Below are 16,238 nucleotides of genomic sequence, written 5' to 3'. Positions count from 1 at the left end.
CGTGAGAACTCTCCGGTACGGACGGTGGGGGGGATCGGGGGCCCGGGGCTCGCTACTTCATGCCCGCGGTCGCGATGCCCTGGGTGAAGTGGCGTTGCAGGGCGATGAACACGATCAGGACGGGCAGGACGACCAGGAACGATCCGGCCATGAGCATGCCGTTGGAGCCCGCCGACTTGTTCGGGTCGGTCGCGAAGGTGGCCAGCGCCACCGGCAGCGTGTACTTGTCGGGGTCGTTGGTGGCGATCAGCGGCCAGACGAAGTTGTTCCAGGAGCCGAGGAAGGTCAGGATCGACAGGGTCGCGAGGGCGGGTTTCACCAGCGGCATCACGATCCGCCAGAAGATGAACCACTCCCCGGCGCCGTCGAGGCGGGCCGCCTCCAGCAGGTCGTCGGGGATCGACAGCATGAACTGCCGCATGAGGAACACCCCGACGGCGCCCGCGGCGAACGGCAGCACCAGCCCGGCGTACGAGTCGATCAGCTGAAGTCTGCTCATCAGGACGAAGAGCGGCAGCAGCATCAGATTGCCGGGCACCATCAGCGCACCGAGGACGATGGCGAAGACCTTGCCACGGCCGCCGAAGTCCAGCTTGGCCAGCGCGTAGCCGAGCATCGAGCAGAAGACCAGGTTGCAGACGGTCACGAACACGGCGACGATCACCGAGTTCATGAAGTACAGCGGCATGTCGAGCCGGTCGAGCAGCTCGGTGAAGTGCTGGAACGTCCACTCCGTCGGAATCCAGACCGGAGGACTGGCGGTCAGTTCGCGGTCCGTCTTGAAGGCGGACAGGACCATCCACAGGAACGGCGCCGCCATCACCAGCAGTCCCGCGGACACGACGACGTAGACCGCCGGCCTGCGGATGCGGGAGGCGCCTCGGATGCCCGGAGCTCGGGTACCGCTCATGACGTGTTGTCCTTCAGCAGTCGGAGCTGGAGCACCGTGACGGCCATGATGACCACGAACAGGACGTACGCCATGGCGCTCGCGTAGCCCATGTGGAAGAAGTTGAAGCCCTCGCGGTACATGTGCAGGGAGACCGTGAGCGTGGAGTCCGAGGGGCCGCCCTGTGTCATCACGAAGGGTTCCTCGAAGACGTTGAGGTAGCCGATCGTGGTGATGACGGTCGCGTACAGCGTCGTCGGCCGCAGGAGGGGCACGGTGATCCGCCGGAGCTCCTGGAAGGGTCCGGCGCCGTCGAGCCGCGCGGCCTCGCGCACTTCGGTGGGGATGGCCTGGAGCCCTGCGATGAACAGCACCATCACGGTGCCGAGGTTCCGCCAGACCGCCATCGCGATGAGCGACGGCATGGCGAGCGTCTCCGACCCCAGGAAGTCGGGTGCGGTGAAGCCGGCTTCGGCGGCGAGGCCGGCGATCAGGCCGTCCGTCGGGTCGAGGACGAAGCGCCATACGACGGCGACGGCGACGATGCTCGTGACGACGGGCGCGTAGAAGCCGACGCGGAAGAAGGTCCGGGCGCGGTCGATGCCGTTGTTCAGCAGGACGGCGACGAGCAGGCCGAGCAGGACCGTCACCGGGACGCCGACGACCACGAAGTACGCGGTGTTGAACAGCGCCTCGAGGAACTTCTCGTCCTCGAACAGCTTGGTGTAGTTCTCCAGGCCGATGAACTCGGCGTCGAGCGGGTGGGTGACATTGCGCAGCCCGAAGTCGGTGAAGCTCATGAGGAGCGTGGCGACGATCGGGAATGCCATGAACACGGCGAACAGGACGAGGAAGGGTGTGGAGAACAGCCACCCGGCGGCGTTCTGCCTGCCGAGGCGGCGCGGTGGCCGCGTCTTCGCGGCCGGTGTGGTCGTGGTGCTCATGGCTATCGGGAGACCAGGTCCTCGACACCGGACTGGGCCTTGCCGGCGGCCTCCTGCCCGGAAGCCTTGCCCTGCGTGACCGACTCCAGCGCGGTGTCGACCGAGGCGGAGATCTCCGACCAGGTGGGCAGGGTGGGCGTGGACTTCGCGGTCTTCATCTGCTGGAAGAACACCTTCATGCCGGGGTCCTGCGCCAGCTCGCCGGAGGACCAGGCGGCGAGGTTGGCCGGGAGGTCGTGGGTGCGGCGGTACCAGTCGGCCTGGGCCTGTGCGCTGGTGAGATGGGCGACGAATTCCTTGGCGGCGGCCTTGTGTTCGCTGTCCCTGGAGATCACCAGGCTGGACCCGCCGGCCATCGAGGTGGAGGACTTCGCGGTCGGCACGTCGGCGACCGCCCACTTGCCCTTGAGGTCCGGGTACTGCTCGTCGATCAGGGTCCTGATCCACGGGCCGGAGAAGAACATCGGGACGTTGCCGGTGTTGAAGTCCTTCAAGGGGTCGTACCCGGGCTGCACGCTCTTGGTGCTGAGGCCCTTGTCGAAGAAGGCGCCGTACTGCTCGAACGCGCCGACCGCCGCGGGGCTGTTCACCACGGCCTTGCCGCTCTTGTCGACGATCTCACCGCCCGCCGAGTACAGGAACGGGTAGAAGCTCTGGACGGTGTCCAGACCACGGGGCTGGAGATAGATGCCCCACTTGGTCTTCGCCTTGTCCTGATACGCGGACGCCATGCTCTCCAGCTCGGCGAAGGTCGCCGGGGGCTTGCCGACCCCCGCCTTCTGCGCGAGGTCGGTGCGGTAATAGAGGACGCGGGTGTCCACGTACCAGGGAACGCCGTAGGCCTCGCCGTCGACGACGCCCTGCTCCCAGCCGGCGGGGAAGAAGTCCTTCTTGTCGAAGGTCTTGGTGTCCACCGGCTCCAGCACACCGAGTTCGGCGAACTCGCCCATGTACGTGCTGCCCATCTGCATCACGTCCGGCAGGGTCCCGGCGGCGGCCGCGGAGACGAGCTTCTGGTGGGCGACGTCCCAGCCGATCGGGGTGACCTTGACGTCGATCTTGGGGTTGGCCTTGGTGTACTCCGCGGCCACCGCGCCGAGCTTCTCGCCCTCGGCTCCCATCGCCCAGACGGTCAGTGTCTGTTCGGCATCGGCGGCGACTCCCTCACCTCCCGACCCGCATGCGGTGAGTCCGCAGGCCAGCGATATCGCCAGGGCGGCCGAAACGGTTCGAGCGGTGCGGTGCATGGACGGCTCCTCCTTGAGCTCCGCAATGTATGCGCAGTCTGTAAGCGCATACATCACTCTCATGCAGCCTTTCCGGCCACCGCAAGAGGGGCTCAGGTCACGTTCTCGCAACGGGCGCGATGGGCGTGGGTGCCCGTCGAAGGCTAGGTGGAGGCTTTGCGGAACGAAAGTGGCAGATGTGATTCCGCATGCTGCGCACGATGCGGAGGTATGCCGTCCGAGCGCCCGGGCTCTCCCGGATTGAGGCGGTACCACCTGCAACGGGGGCGCGGGGTGCGGCATGCAGGCGCCTGGGGCAGGGGGACGTTCAGTGCCGCGACGTGAGGAACTCGTGGTGCGCCCGACAGGCGGGGTAACGGCGTACGCAGGGACACGGCGCGCCGCGTGAGCAGGGCCGCGGTACGGCCCGCGTCTTCGGGATGCGCTCTTCGGGAGGCGCAGGGGCGCAGCGTGCCCAGACTTGCGTGCGCGCAGGGTCGCAGTGTGCCGGAGGTGCGGCTGTGCGGCTGTGCCCCGCATGCGCGGCGTCGCGTGCGCGGGGTGCGCAGCACGGTAGCCGGGAATGCGCCCGTTTGCGCGCGAACAGCCCGCCCCGGTTACCCCGTACCGCCGGCCCGCTCAGCCGCACCCGCAACTCGCGCGCCGGGCCAGGGAGACGGGGAGGACCATCGAGACAGGTGGGCTGTCGCGGTCGCCCGTGAGGCGTCGGACCAGCAGGTCCACCGCCTCCTCCCCCAGCCGGCGCATCGGCTGCCGGACCGTCGTCAGCGCGGGCCGGACCAGTCGGCTGAGCGGAATGCCGTCGAAGCCGGTGACCGCGATGTCCTGCGGCACCCGGACGCCCCGGCGTTCCAGCGCGCGCAACGCCCCCACCGCCATTTGATCGTTGGCGAAGAGCAGCGCCTGCGGACGCTCCCCCGCCCGGTCGAGCAACGCGTTCGCGGCGCGCTCGCCCTCCGGCTGCGTCATCATCGGGGCGCGCAGGTCCGGAGCGTCGGGCACCGGCAGACCGGCCTCCGCGCACGCCTCGCGGAAGCCACGGAAGCGCGCCTCGGCGTCCGGCGAGTGCTCCTCGCTCCCGACGAAGGCGAGCCGGGTGAGGCCGTGGTCCCGGATGAGATGGCGCGCCAGTTCCCGCTCGCCGTCCGTGTTGGCCACCTCGATGTGGTCGAGGTGGTCGATCTCGCGCGGTCCCGCCAGCATCACCACCGGCAGCCGTCGTGAGATCAGCTCCAGGTCCTCGGTCGGTACGGTGCGTGCGAGGACCGCGAAGCCGTCGACCCGCCCGGCCACCTTCGCGACCAGGCTCTCGGGCCCGCCCTCCAGCGATGCCGCGATCAGCAGCGCGTAGCCGTGCCGCCTGGCCTCCCGCTCCATACCGCGGATGATCTGGTCGGAATAGAGCATCACCGCCGAGTCGTCGTACTCGTCGTCCGACTCGCCACCGCTCTCCGCGGCCGGGTCCGCGTAGTCGGGGAAGCAGAGTCCGAGTACGCCCGTGCGCCGGCTGGCCAGTCCGCGCGCGTTTCCGCTCGGTACGTATCCGAGGGCCCGAGCCGCCTCCAGGACGCGGTCTCGGGTCTGGGCCCGGACGGAGTCGGGGTTGCGGTAGACCCGCGAGACCGTGGCGATCGAGACGCCCGACCGTTCGGCGACGTCGTACACCGTGGGGGCACTCACCCGACCGACCGTCCATTCACCGTTCGACACCCAGGCGCTTTCCGGGAAACGACCCCGGTGAAAGCGCATTCACAGTAGGCCGCGACCCGGTGTACGGGCAAGGCGGTCCTGCCGTGGCGGCGCCATCGGGGCCCCATGACGTCAGGGCTCGATCCGACGGGGGCGGCCCGGACGGTCCGCGGGCTCGGAACGCCTGCGGGCTCAGACCCGGGGCACCGCTCCGCAGGGATCGTGGGATGACACCCCGACCGGAATGGTCCAGACCTATTGACGCACTGGTCTAGTCCTCTTAATCTCTGCGTCACCTGCGCGGATCCGGTCCCGGGCGGTGCGCACCTCCGGGACCAACTGCACCCATCCCCATGCCAGTTGTTGTGCGAGGCCGATCAACCCTGTGCCCGCGGGTGCAGGGGGACCCCCACCAGGAGGATCCGACCGTGCTGTCCCTCACCCGTACCAGAGCATCGCTGCTCGCAGCCGGCGCAGCCGCCGCCGCGCTGCTCGCCGGCTCACTGTCCTCAGGCGTCTCGCACGCCGCCGCCCAGGAGTCCTGTCGACCCGACGGGCTCTACTCGACCCCGGGCGTCGACGTCCCCTACTGCTCCGTCTACGACGCCGAGGGCCGGGAGAAGATGGGCGCGGACCACCAGCGCCGCGTCATCGGCTACTTCACCGGCTGGCGCACCGGCAAGGACGGCACGCCCGCCTACCTCGCCTCGGACATCCCGTGGAGCAAGGTCACCCACATCAACTACGCCTTCGGGCACATCGACTCCGCCAACCGGCTGTCGGTGGGCGCGGACACCCCGGCCAACGCCGCCACCGGCATGACCTGGCCCGGGGTCGCCGGGGCCGAGATGGACCCCGCCCTGCCCTACAAGGGGCACTTCAACCTGCTGACGAAGTTCAAGAAGCAGCATCCCGACGTGAAGACACTGATCTCCGTCGGCGGCTGGGCCGAGACCGGCGGATACTTCGCCGAGGGCGGCGAGCGGGTGAACTCCGGCGGCTTCTACTCGATGGCCACCAACGCCGACGGCTCGGTGAACCAGGCCGGCATCGACACCTTCGCCGAGTCGGCCGTCACCTTCATCAAGAAGTACGGGTTCAACGGCGTCGACATCGACTACGAGTACCCGACATCGATGAAGGACGCCGGGAACCCGCTCGATCACCAGCTCTCCAACGCCCGTCGTGCCGGCATCGTCAAGGGCTACGCGGCGCTGATGAAGTCCCTGCGCGAGAAGCTCGACCGCGCGGGCGCCGCGGACGGCAAGCACTATCTGCTCACCGTGGCCGCCCCCTCGTCCGGCTATCTGCTGCGCGGCATGGAGACCTTCCAGGTCCAGAAGTACCTGGACTACGTCAACATCATGTCCTACGACCTGCACGGCGCCTGGAACGAGTACGTGGGCCCCAACGCCTCGCTGTTCGACGACGGCAAGGACGCCGAACTGGCCTCCGCCGGTGTGTACTCCACCTCCCAGTACGGCGGCATCGGGTACCTCAACACGGACTGGGCGTACCACTACTTCCGCGGCTCGATGCCCGCCGGCCGGATCAACATCGGTCTGCCCTACTACACCCGCGGCTTCAAGAACGTGCAGGGCGGCACCGACGGGCTCTGGGGCAAGGCGGCCACCACCACCTGCCCGGCGGGGTCGGGGCTCACCAAGTGCGGTGACGGTGCGGTGGGCATCGACAACCTCTGGCACGACAAGGACACCGCGGGCAACGAGTCCCCGGCCGGCTCCAACCCGATGTGGCACGCCAAGAATCTGGAGAAGGGCGTGGTCGGCGACTACGTCACCAGGTACGGCTTCCCCGCGAACACCACGCTGACCGGCACCTACGCCCGCAAGTACGACGCGACACTGGTCGCGCCCTGGCTGTGGAACGCGCAGAAGAAGGTCTTCCTGTCCACCGAGGACGAGCAGTCGGTCGCCGCCAAGGCGGACTATGTCGTCGACCGCGGCATCGGCGGCACGATGATCTGGGAGCTCGCGGGCGACTACCGGTGGAATGCCGCCAAGGGGCAGTACGAGACGGGTGACACCCTGACCACCGCGATGTACGAGAAGTTCCGGACCGCCGCTCCGTACGGCGCCAGAAGGGCCGCGACCGCCCTGCCCGCCGAGGCGGTCAAGGTGGACGTGGACTTCGGCCAGTTCCCCCTCGGCGACTCCAACTACCCGATCAGCCCCAAGCTCAGGATCACCAACAACACGAAGTCGGCGCTGCCCGGGGGTACGGAGTTCCAGTTCGACTACGCCACCTCGGCGCCGGCCAACGCCAAGGACCAGTCCGGCTTCGGGACCACGATCGTGCGCAGTGATCACACCGGCAGCAACATCGGCGGTCTGAAGGGCGACGTCAACCGGGTGTCGCTGAAGTTGCCGGCCTGGCAGACCCTGGCACCCGGCGCCTTCGTCGAGCTGGACTTCGTGTACTACCTGCCGACGTCCACCCCCTCCAACTGGACGGTGACGTTCGGCGGCAGGACCTACGGACTCGCCGGTGATCTGACGCGCGGTACGACGGTGGTCGAGCCGGGTTCGGGCACCGGACCGAGCCCGGACCCCTCACCCGACCCGACCGGTCCGGGCACCTGCACGGCCCCCGCGTGGAGCGCCGGCACCGAGTACGGCAACCCCACGACGGTGTCCCACAAGGCGCACCAGTGGAAGTCCAAGTGGTGGACGAAGGGCGAGGAGCCCGGCACCACCGGTGAATGGGGTGTGTGGCAGGACCTCGGCGCCTGCTGACCTTCTCGGCGGACCGAACTCGCTTCTGCGGTGGCACAGTTCTCTCCTGTGCCACCGCAGACGCGTCCGTTAGCACAGCGCCGAGTGCCACGGGGCGAAAAGGCAGGGGGACGGCCGGATTGTCGCGGAACCGCCACCCTTTCGGACAAGGATCGACGACTTGAGGGTCCTCAGACAACCGGTTCGGGCGTCCCGCGTTCTGACAGGTCGGCCAGGCTCCGATCAGAACCGATCGGGTCATTCCGCTGGCTCCTGAGGACGAGGAACCGATGACCAGACCTCACCGCAATCGTCTCTGGCGCGCCGCATTCGCGGGCTCCGCCGCGCTGGCTGTGATCGCCGGCGTCGCCGCCGCCGCACCCGACGCCGCCAAGGCACAGACCACACCCAAGCTTCGGCTGATCGCCGCCTCCACCGCTGTCACTCTCGACCGGGACGAGGAGTCCGGGGTCTATCTCGACCTCGGCACCTACCTGACCGCCGAGGGCGCGCCCCTGGAGTTCCAGGTGAAGCGCACGTCCTACAAGGACCCTGTCGTGGCCCAACAGGTCATCCGCCAGGGGAAGAAGACCACGACCAAGACGCTGCCGAAGGGCCTCGTCAAGGACTTCACCGGCCTGGCCGGCTTCCTCCAGGTCACCATCACCGACAAGAACGGGAAGAAGGTCCTCAGCAAGCAGGAGACCTTCTGCCCGAACAACGCGTCCGGCCGCATCCGCCCGGACGCCCCGGCAAAGTCGAAGTATCCCGAGAGCTGTCCCACCAACCCCTTCACCCTCGGCTCGGTCTGGGGTGTCGAGAACGGCTGGGCCTCCAACACCTACCTCGGGTACTACTCCGAGCCGGTGGACCTGCCGGTGGGTGAGTACACCGCCAAGCTGTCGGTGACCAAGGCGTACCGCGATCTGTTCGGCATGCCCAACGAGACCAAGTCGCTCAAGGTGACCGTGCGCCAGAGCCCGCCGGGGGAAGGCCGGACCCCGCCCGGGGAAGGAGTGAGCCCGTCGAAGACCGGTCACTCCGGCCACGGCGCCGCCCACGGGAAGCCGGCCGCCGGATCCGGGCACGCCTACCACGAGGGCCGGGGGGCCGACGCGCCCGCGCCGCCCGCCCTGCCGTACGCGCTGAAGGCCGCCCGCGCGGCCGGTCACCTCGGTGACGGCCCGGGCCACACCGACGGCTCCCGGATCGCTCCCGCCCTCACGCCCAACGCCAAGCGTCCGACCGGCCGGGCGAGTGTGCCCAACGTGCCCAAGCCCGACCTGCGTTCGCTGCCGGCCTGGGACATCGGCATCTCCGACGGCGAGGACGGCGACGTCCCCGGCAAGGACTACATGGTCTTCAGCGCCAACGTGTGGAACGCCGGTCCCGCGCCGCTCGTCGTGGACGGTTTCCGCAGCCCCGGCAAGGACCTGATGGACGCCTACCAGTACTTCTACGACGCGAAGGGCAAGCAGGTCGGCTACACCCCCACCGGCACCATGGAGTGGGACCCGCGCATCGGCCACGAGCACTGGCACTTCACCGACTTCGCCAGCTACCGCCTGCTGAGCGCCGATCAGAGCGAGATCGTCCGCAGCGGCAAGGAGGCCTTCTGCCTGGCCAACACGGACGCGATCGACTACACGGTGAAGAATGCCAACTGGCACCCGTTCAACACCGATCTGTCCACCGCCTGCGGTCAGCAGAGCTCGATCTCGGTGCGTGAGGTCCTGGACGTGGGCTCCGGCGACACCTACACCCAGTACCGTCCCGGCCAGTCCTTCGACGTGACGGACCTGCCCAACGGCACGTACTACATCCAGGTCATCGCCAACCCCGAGAAGCGGCTTCAGGAGACGAACCTCAAGAACAACGTCGCCCTGCGCAAGGTCGTCCTCAGTGGCAAGGCGGGTGCCCGCAAGGTCACCGTTCCTCCGCACGACCTGATCAACGCCCCCTGAGGCACGGACACCCAGCACGAAGGCCCGGTCACCTCTCGGAGGTGGCCGGGCCTCTTTGCCGCTCTCAGTCCACCGGCCAGGTGTGGACGGGTGCGTTGAGATGCATGTAGTCGCTGTACTGCCGGGTCATCCGGCGCAGCGCCTCGCGGGAGCCGACGTGGCTGGAGTCGGCGATGTGATGGAACATCTCCTTCTGCCAGACCGCCCCGTTGCGGCCCGTGACGCACCGCTGCTCGATGATCCCCAGCAGCGGCTCCCGCCATGCCGCGTCCATGCCGGACCGCTCCAGCCCCTGGTGCGCCAGCGGCAGCAGCCGGCGCAGCACCAGCTCGACCACGGGCACCTCCCCCATGCCGGGCCAGTACAGCCGTGCGTCGATCCCGTTCCGCGCGGCGGCGTGCAGATTGTCCTCCGCGGCCGAGAACGACATGCGGGACCAGACCGGACGCTCCTCGTCGACCAGCGCGCGGGTCAGACCGTAGTAGAACGCTCCGTTGGCAAGCACATCCGCGACCGTGGGCCCGGCGGGGAGTACGCGGTTCTCCACGCGCAGATGCGGTTTGTCGTGGTCGATGGCGTACACCGGGCGGTTCCAGCGGTAGATCGTGCCGTTGTGCAGGGTGAGTTCGGCCAGCTCGGGGATGTCGCCGCCGTCCAGGGTCTGGAGCGGGTCCTGGTCGTCGCACAGCGGCAGCAGCGCGGGGAAGTACCGCACGTTCTCCTCGAAGAGGTCGAAGACGCTGTTGATCCACCGTTCGCCGAACCACACGCGGGGCCGCACCCCCTGCACCTTGATCTCGTCGGAGCGGGTGTCGGTGGCCTGCTCGAAGAGGGGGATACGGGTCTCGTGCCACAGCTCCTTGCCGAACAGGAACGGCGAGTTCGCCGCCAGTGCCACCTGGACGCCGGCGATGGCCTGTGCGGCGTTCCAGTATCCGGCGAACTCGTCCGGCGACACCTGGAGATGGAACTGGGTGCTGGTGCAGGCCGCCTCGGGCGTGATGGTGTCCGCGTACGTCCGCAGCCGGTCCACCCCGTCCACGGCGATCCTCAGATCCTCGCCGCGTGCCGCGAAGACCTGCTCGTTCAGCAGTCTGTAGCGCGGATCCTCCGACAGCGCGGCCTCGCCCACGTCCGGCTGCCGCAGGGTCGGCAGGATGCCCACCATGATCAGATGCGCGCCGACGGCGGCGGCCCGCTCCTCGGCATGATTGAGCGCGTCACGGATCTCCTGTTCCCAGTCGTCGGGGCCGCCGGCCGTGAGCCGCCGTGGCGGGATGTTGATCTCCAGATTGAACCGGCCCAGCTCGGTGGCCCAGGCGGGATCGGCGATCGCCTCCAGCACGTCGGTGCTGCGCATCGCGGGCCGGCCCTCGGCGTCCGCCAGATTGAGTTCGATCTCCAGACCGACCTGCGGTCGCTCGAACTCGAACCGGGAGTCGCGCAGCATCTGCGCGAAGGCGTCGAGGCACGCCTGCATCTTGATCCGGTACCGGCGGCGGTCCTCACGTGTGAACACCTTCGCCGGGACATCTCGTCCCATCGGCCCTCCCGAGTCCCCTCGGCAGACTGCCCTCTCCCAGAATCGCACTCCCGGGCCGACCCGACCAGCGAGGGAGCCGCGGCGGCCTCGCGTCATGGGGTGTGACGGCACGGGGGCGCCTCGGGTTCACCGGGGCCGGGCGGATGCCCCCTCGGCGCGGCGGCAGCGGGACGCCGCCTCGTCCCAGGCCTCACGCCTGGTGTCACGCGCACCCCCTGGCTCGTACACCCGCAGCTCCTGGGTGGCGCGGAGCAGCGCGCGCAGGCCCCCGAGACCTCCGGTGACGGCTCCCGCCGCACGTGCCTGCACCAGCAGATTCCCGAAGGCGGCCGCCTCCGCGGGACCGGCGACGACCGGCAGGCCCGTCGCCCGGGCCGTCAACCGGCACAGCAGAGGATTGCGCACTCCGCCCCCGACGATGTGGACCCGCGAGACGGAGCGTCCCGACAGCCGGACGGCGTCCTCGACGGCCTCGCGGTGGGCCAGCGCGAGCGAGTCCAGTACACAGCGCACCGTCTCGGCCTCGGTGCGGGGCTCGGGCTGCCCCGTCCGCAGACAGGCGTCGGCGATACGGCGGGGCATGTCGCCGGGGGCGATGAACGCCGGGTCGCTCGCGTCGACCACGGAGCGCAGCGGTACGGCGGTCGCGGCCGCCTCGAGCAGCGCGGCGAGATCCTGTGCCCGGCCCTGCGCCTCCCAGGTCCGCAGGCACTCCTGGAGGAGCCACAGGCCCATGATGTTGCGCAGATACCGGACCGTTCCGTCCACGCCGAGCTCATTGGTGAAGTTGGCCCGTCTGCTCGCTTCCCCGAGGACCGGCGCGGGCAGCTCCACCCCGGCGAGTGACCAGGTGCCGGTGGAGACATAGGCGAAGTCCTCGCCGTCGGCGGGAACGCCGACGACCGCCGATGCGGTGTCGTGCGAACCGACGACGATCACCGGCACCGGACCGGTGAGTCCGGTCTCTGCCAGCACCTCGGGGCGCAGGGTGCCGGCGGCGTCGCCGGGTGCGCGCAGCGGGGGGAAGAGGGCGAGGTCGATCCCCAGGCGCCGGGCGACGGTGGGGGACCAGTCGCGGGTGCGGGGGTCGACAAGCTGTGTGGTGGAGGCGTTGGTGATCTCCGTCCCGGCCCGGCCGGTCAGCCAGTAACTGATCAGATCAGGGATCATCAACACGTGCCGAGCAGCGGCGAGTTGGGGAGTTCCCCGAGCCGCGATCAGCTGATAGACGGTGTTGAACGGCAGATACTGGAGCCCGGTCGCCGCGTAGAGCTCGCCGGCCGGCAGAACGGCCGCGACCTTCTCCGCCACTCCGTTCGTACGGTCGTCCCGGTAATGGACCGGATTGCCGAGGAGCTCGCCGGACGCGTCGAGAAGTCCGTAGTCGACGGCCCAGCTTTCGATGCCGACGCCCGCGAGGCGTCCGTCCGACGCGGCGGCCGCGGCCCGCAGGCCGTCGAGCACACCCCGGTAGAGGGCGAGGATGTCCCAGTGCAGGGTGGCACCGGTCCTGACCGGCCGGTTGGGGAACCGGTGGACCTCGGTCAGCTCCAGTACGCCCGGGCCGGCGCGGCCCAGCATCACCCGCCCGCTCGACGCACCGAGGTCGACGGCGGCGAAGGCGAGGGGTTCGGTCATGTTCACCTCCTGCCGGTCCATGCTCACCTCCTGCCGGTCCATGCTCACCTCCTGCCGGTCCATGCTCACCTCCTGCCGGTCGGGTGCCGGCGCTCCGGGTCGGGTGCCGGGTCGGGTGCGGTGTTCCGGCTTGTCGTCATCAGGCGCCGCGCGGTCAGCGGAGAAAGGCGGCCGCCACCCCGGCGTCCACCGGGATGTGCAGTCCGGTGGTGTGCGAGAGATCCCCGCCGGTCAGCGCGAAGACCGCGTTGGCCACATGCTCCGGCAGCACCTCCCGCTTCAGCAGCGTGCGCCGGGCGTAGAACGCGCCGAGCTCCGCCTCCTCCACGCCGTACACAGCGGCCCGCTGCGCTCCCCACCCGCCGGCGAAGATGCCGGAGCCGCGCACCACACCGTCGGGGTTGACCCCGTTGACCCGGATGCCGTGCTCGCCGACCTCGGCGGCCAGCAGCCGGACCTGGTGGGCCTGGTCCGCCTTCGTCGCGCCGTAGGCGATGTTGTTCGGGCCCGCGAAGACCCCGTTCTTGGACGCGATGTAGACGATGTCGCCGCCCAGTTGCTGGGCGGTCATGGTGCGGACGGCCTCCCGGGAGACCAGGAAGGAGCCGCGGGCCATGATGTCGTGCTGGAGATCCCAGTCCTTCGCCGATGTCTCCAGCAACGGCTTGGAGATGGAGATCCCGGCGTTGTTCACGACCAGGTCGACGCCGCCGAAGGCGAGATGGGCGGCCGCGAAGGCCTCGGTGATCTGTTCCTCGCTCGTCACGTCGACGGTCACGGGGACGGCGTGATCGGGTCCGCCGAGCTCGGCCGCCACCGTCTCGGCGCCGGCACTGGAGCGATCGGCGACGACGACGCAGGCCCCTTCGGCGACGAGCCGGTGCGCGATCGCCCGGCCGATGCCGGAGCCGGCTCCGGTGACCAGCGCGATCCGTGCGGCCAGCGGCCTGGGCCTCGGCATCCGCCGGAGCTTGGCCTCCTCCAGTGCCCAGTACTCGATGCGGAACTTCTCGGACTCCTCGATCGGCGCGTAGGACGAGACGGCCTCGGCACCGCGCATCACATGGACGGCGTTGAGATAGAACTCGCCGGCGACGCGCGCCGTCTGCTTGTCCTTGCCGAACGAGAACATCCCCAGGCCGGGGACCAGCACGATCGACGGATCGGCACCGCGCATGGGGGGTGTGTGCTCGTCGGCGTGCCGCTCGTAGTACGCCCGGTACTCCTCGCGGTACTCCCGGTGCAGCTCCTTCAGCCGGTCCACGGCGGCGTCGAGCCCGGCGCCCGCCGGCAGGTCCAGGACCAGCGGCCGTACCTTCGTGCGCAGGAAGTGGTCGGGGCACGAGGTGCCCAGCGCCGCCAGTCGCGGATGCTCGGACCGGGACAGGAAGTCGAGCACCGGTCCGGCGTCGGTGAAGTGGCCGACCTGCGCCCGGTCGTGGGAGGCGAGGCCGCGGATCACCGGCGCGAGAGCGGCGGCGCGGACCCGTCGCTCGCCCTCGGGCAGGGGTTCGTAGCCGGCGAGCACCGGACCGAAGGGTTCGGGTGTGCCGCGCTCGGCCAGGAAGGTCTCGGCGGTGCGGATGATGTCCAGCGAGTTGCGCTCGCACTCCTCGGACGTCGCCCCCCAGGCGGTGATCCCGTGGCCGCCGAGGACACAGCCGATCGCCTGTGGGTGAGCCTTCTTGACGGCCGCGATGTCCAGGCCGAGCTGGAACCCGGGCCGCCGCCACGCCACCCACACCACCCGGTCGCCGAAGCACTCCTTGGTCAGCGCCTCGCCGTCCGCCGCGCACGCGAGCGCGACACCGGAGTCCGGGTGGAGGTGGTCGACATGCGCCGCGTCCACGAGCCCGTGCATCGCGGTGTCGATGGAGGGAGCGGCCCCGCCCTTGCCGTGCAGGCAGTAGTCGAAGGCGGCCACCATCTCGTCCTCGCGCTCGACGCCGGGGTAGACGGCGGTGAGCGCGCGCAGCCGGTCGAGCCGGAGGGAGGCCAGGCCCTCGGCGGTGAGCGTGCCGAGGTCGCCGCCGGAGCCCTTGACCCACATCAGCTCGATGTCCGTGCCGGTGACGGGGTCGGTGGCGGCGCCCTTGGCGGAGGTGTTGCCGCCCGCGAAGTTGGTGTTGCGAGGGTCCGCCCCGAGGCGGTGGGAACGGGCGAGCAGTTCGGCGGCCGTCGGGTGCTGCACCATGTCCTTCATGCCCCCCACCCGGCCTGCGTGCCGCCGACGCGCTCCTCGATGATCTTCTCGGCCCAGCCGGAGCGGCGGTAGGCGCCGACGGGATCGGGGTCGATGCCCATCTCCTCGCGCACATCCGCGAGGAGCGGCCGTACATCCGTGTTGTAGGCGTCCATCAGCGCCGCGTTGGCCTCCAGTACGTCGCCGCTCGCTTGTGCGGCGGCGAGGGCGTCGCCGTCCACGAGGAGCGCCTTGGCCGTGGCTTCCTGGACGTTCATCACCGAGCGGATGATCGCGGGGATCTTCGCCTCGATGTTGTGGCACTGGTCGAGCATGAAGGCGGTGCCGGGGACGAGGCCGCCACCGCGGATGACCTCGTACATGATCCGGAAGAGCTGGAAGGGGTCCGCCGCACCGACCATGAGGTCGTCGTCGGCGTAGAACCGTGAGTTGAAGTCGAAGCCGCCGAGTTTCCCCTCCCGCAACAGCAGCGCGACGATGAACTCGATGTTGGTGCCCGGCGCGTGGTGGCCGGTGTCCACGACGACCTGGGCCTTCTCCCCGAGCCTCAGGCAGTGCGCGTACGCGGTCCCCCAGTCCGGCACGTCGGTCGTGTAGAAGGCGGGCTCGAAGAGCTTGTACTCCAGGAGCATCCGCCGGTCGTCACCGAGGCGCGCGTACACCGCGGAGAGCGCGTCGGAGAGCCGGTCCTGCCGGGCCCGGATGTCGTCCTGGCCGGGGTAGTTGGTGCCGTCCGAGAACCACAGCTTCAGATCGCGCGAGCCCGTGGCCTCCATGATGTCGACGCACTCGAAGAGATGGTCCAGGGCCTTGCGGCGGACCGAGGAGTCGGGGTGGCACACGCTGCCGAGTCTGAAGTCGTCGTCCTGGAAGACATTGGCGTTGATCGCGCCGAGGCGCAGTCCGCGCTCCTCGGCGTACTTCGCGAGGGCCGCGTAGTCCTCGACCCTGTCCCAGGGAATGTGCAGGGCGACGGTCGGCGCCACGCCGGTGTGGCGGTGGACCTGGGCGGCGTCGTCCAGCTTCTCCTGCGGGGTGCGGGGGACGCCTTGCTGGGCGAAGACCTTGAAACGGGTGCCGGAGTTCGCGTACGCCCAGGAGGCCGTCTCGACGGTCTGCGTCCGGAGAGCGGCGATGACGGTGGTTCGGCTCGGCATGGTCAGCACTCCCGTGTCACGGACAACAACACCATGAATCGATTCATCAGGGTGAAGCTAAGGAGCCCGCAAGGGACTGTCAAGAGCTCAACCCGCGGGACTTCCACAGCCGTTGAGTCGCGAAAATCGACAGGGAAAATCAGGGCTGCAGACCCATTGACGGCGTCAGGCTCACGCGTCTAGCTTCCGTGAAACTCATTTGAAACCTTTCACGGCGTCAGGGACCAAC

10 protein-coding genes are annotated in these 16,238 nt (G+C 69.4%); 2 read left to right on the top strand and 8 right to left on the bottom strand.

Features of this window, described 5'->3' with window-relative positions:
- Nucleotides 1-52 precede the first annotated feature (52 nt).
- The 4 genes from ACFWU3_RS18005 to ACFWU3_RS17990 form a co-directional block, all read right to left on the bottom strand.
- A complete protein-coding gene (locus ACFWU3_RS18005; RefSeq protein ID WP_384437940.1) occupies nucleotides 53-910 on the bottom strand; it encodes a carbohydrate ABC transporter permease in 858 nt (285 codons plus the stop codon).
- Nucleotides 907-1,833 (bottom strand): carbohydrate ABC transporter permease, encoded by a 927-nt coding sequence (locus ACFWU3_RS18000; protein ID WP_384437937.1) that lies wholly within the window; start codon nucleotides 1,831-1,833, stop codon nucleotides 907-909. Before ACFWU3_RS18000 ends, ACFWU3_RS18005 begins: the two co-directional genes overlap by 4 nt.
- A 2-nt stretch (nucleotides 1,834-1,835) precedes the next feature.
- Nucleotides 1,836-3,080, bottom strand: coding sequence for a sugar ABC transporter substrate-binding protein (locus ACFWU3_RS17995; RefSeq protein WP_384437934.1), 1,245 nt, complete (start codon nucleotides 3,078-3,080; stop codon nucleotides 1,836-1,838).
- A 618-nt stretch (nucleotides 3,081-3,698) separates the two neighbouring features.
- The gene (locus ACFWU3_RS17990) at nucleotides 3,699-4,760 is read right to left on the bottom strand and encodes a LacI family DNA-binding transcriptional regulator (RefSeq protein WP_384437931.1); all 1,062 of its coding nucleotides are present in this window, start codon (nucleotides 4,758-4,760) and stop codon (nucleotides 3,699-3,701) included.
- Nucleotides 4,761-5,197: 437 nt separating this feature from the next.
- Here ACFWU3_RS17990 and ACFWU3_RS17985 point away from each other — a divergent pair, with 437 nt between their 5' ends.
- Together ACFWU3_RS17985 and ACFWU3_RS17980 are read left to right on the top strand one after the other, a co-directional pair.
- Nucleotides 5,198-7,525 carry a chitinase C-terminal domain-containing protein gene (locus ACFWU3_RS17985; RefSeq protein ID WP_384437928.1) on the top strand — a complete coding sequence of 776 codons (2,328 nt, stop codon included), beginning with the start codon at nucleotides 5,198-5,200 and terminating at the stop codon, nucleotides 7,523-7,525.
- Nucleotides 7,526-7,794: 269 nt separating this feature from the next.
- Complete coding sequence (locus ACFWU3_RS17980; protein ID WP_384437925.1) at nucleotides 7,795-9,468, top strand: lysyl oxidase family protein; 1,674 nt, start codon at nucleotides 7,795-7,797, stop codon at nucleotides 9,466-9,468.
- A gap of 64 nt (nucleotides 9,469-9,532) precedes the next feature.
- On the opposite strand, the gene ACFWU3_RS17975 is transcribed toward ACFWU3_RS17980, so the two are convergent.
- From ACFWU3_RS17975 to rhaI, 4 genes are all read right to left on the bottom strand, one after another.
- Nucleotides 9,533-11,011, bottom strand: coding sequence for a glutamate-cysteine ligase family protein (locus ACFWU3_RS17975; protein WP_313942476.1), 1,479 nt, complete (start codon nucleotides 11,009-11,011; stop codon nucleotides 9,533-9,535).
- A gap of 126 nt (nucleotides 11,012-11,137) precedes the next feature.
- The gene (locus ACFWU3_RS17970) at nucleotides 11,138-12,649 is read right to left on the bottom strand and encodes a rhamnulokinase family protein (RefSeq protein WP_384438080.1); all 1,512 of its coding nucleotides are present in this window, start codon (nucleotides 12,647-12,649) and stop codon (nucleotides 11,138-11,140) included.
- Between the two features lie 154 nt (nucleotides 12,650-12,803).
- Nucleotides 12,804-14,843, bottom strand: coding sequence for a bifunctional aldolase/short-chain dehydrogenase (locus ACFWU3_RS17965; RefSeq protein ID WP_384438077.1), 2,040 nt, complete (start codon nucleotides 14,841-14,843; stop codon nucleotides 12,804-12,806).
- A 5-nt stretch (nucleotides 14,844-14,848) separates the two neighbouring features.
- The gene (rhaI, locus tag ACFWU3_RS17960; protein ID WP_384437921.1) at nucleotides 14,849-16,009 is read right to left on the bottom strand and encodes an L-rhamnose isomerase; all 1,161 of its coding nucleotides are present in this window, start codon (nucleotides 16,007-16,009) and stop codon (nucleotides 14,849-14,851) included.
- Nucleotides 16,010-16,238: the final 229 nt, after the last annotated feature.

This window comes from Streptomyces sp. NPDC058685, assembly GCF_042714725.1.
In the GTDB taxonomy this organism is placed as follows: domain Bacteria; phylum Actinomycetota; class Actinomycetes; order Streptomycetales; family Streptomycetaceae; genus Streptomyces.
The sequence above is the reverse complement of the archived record's forward strand: the minus strand, read 5'-3'. Positions and strand labels throughout refer to the sequence as shown.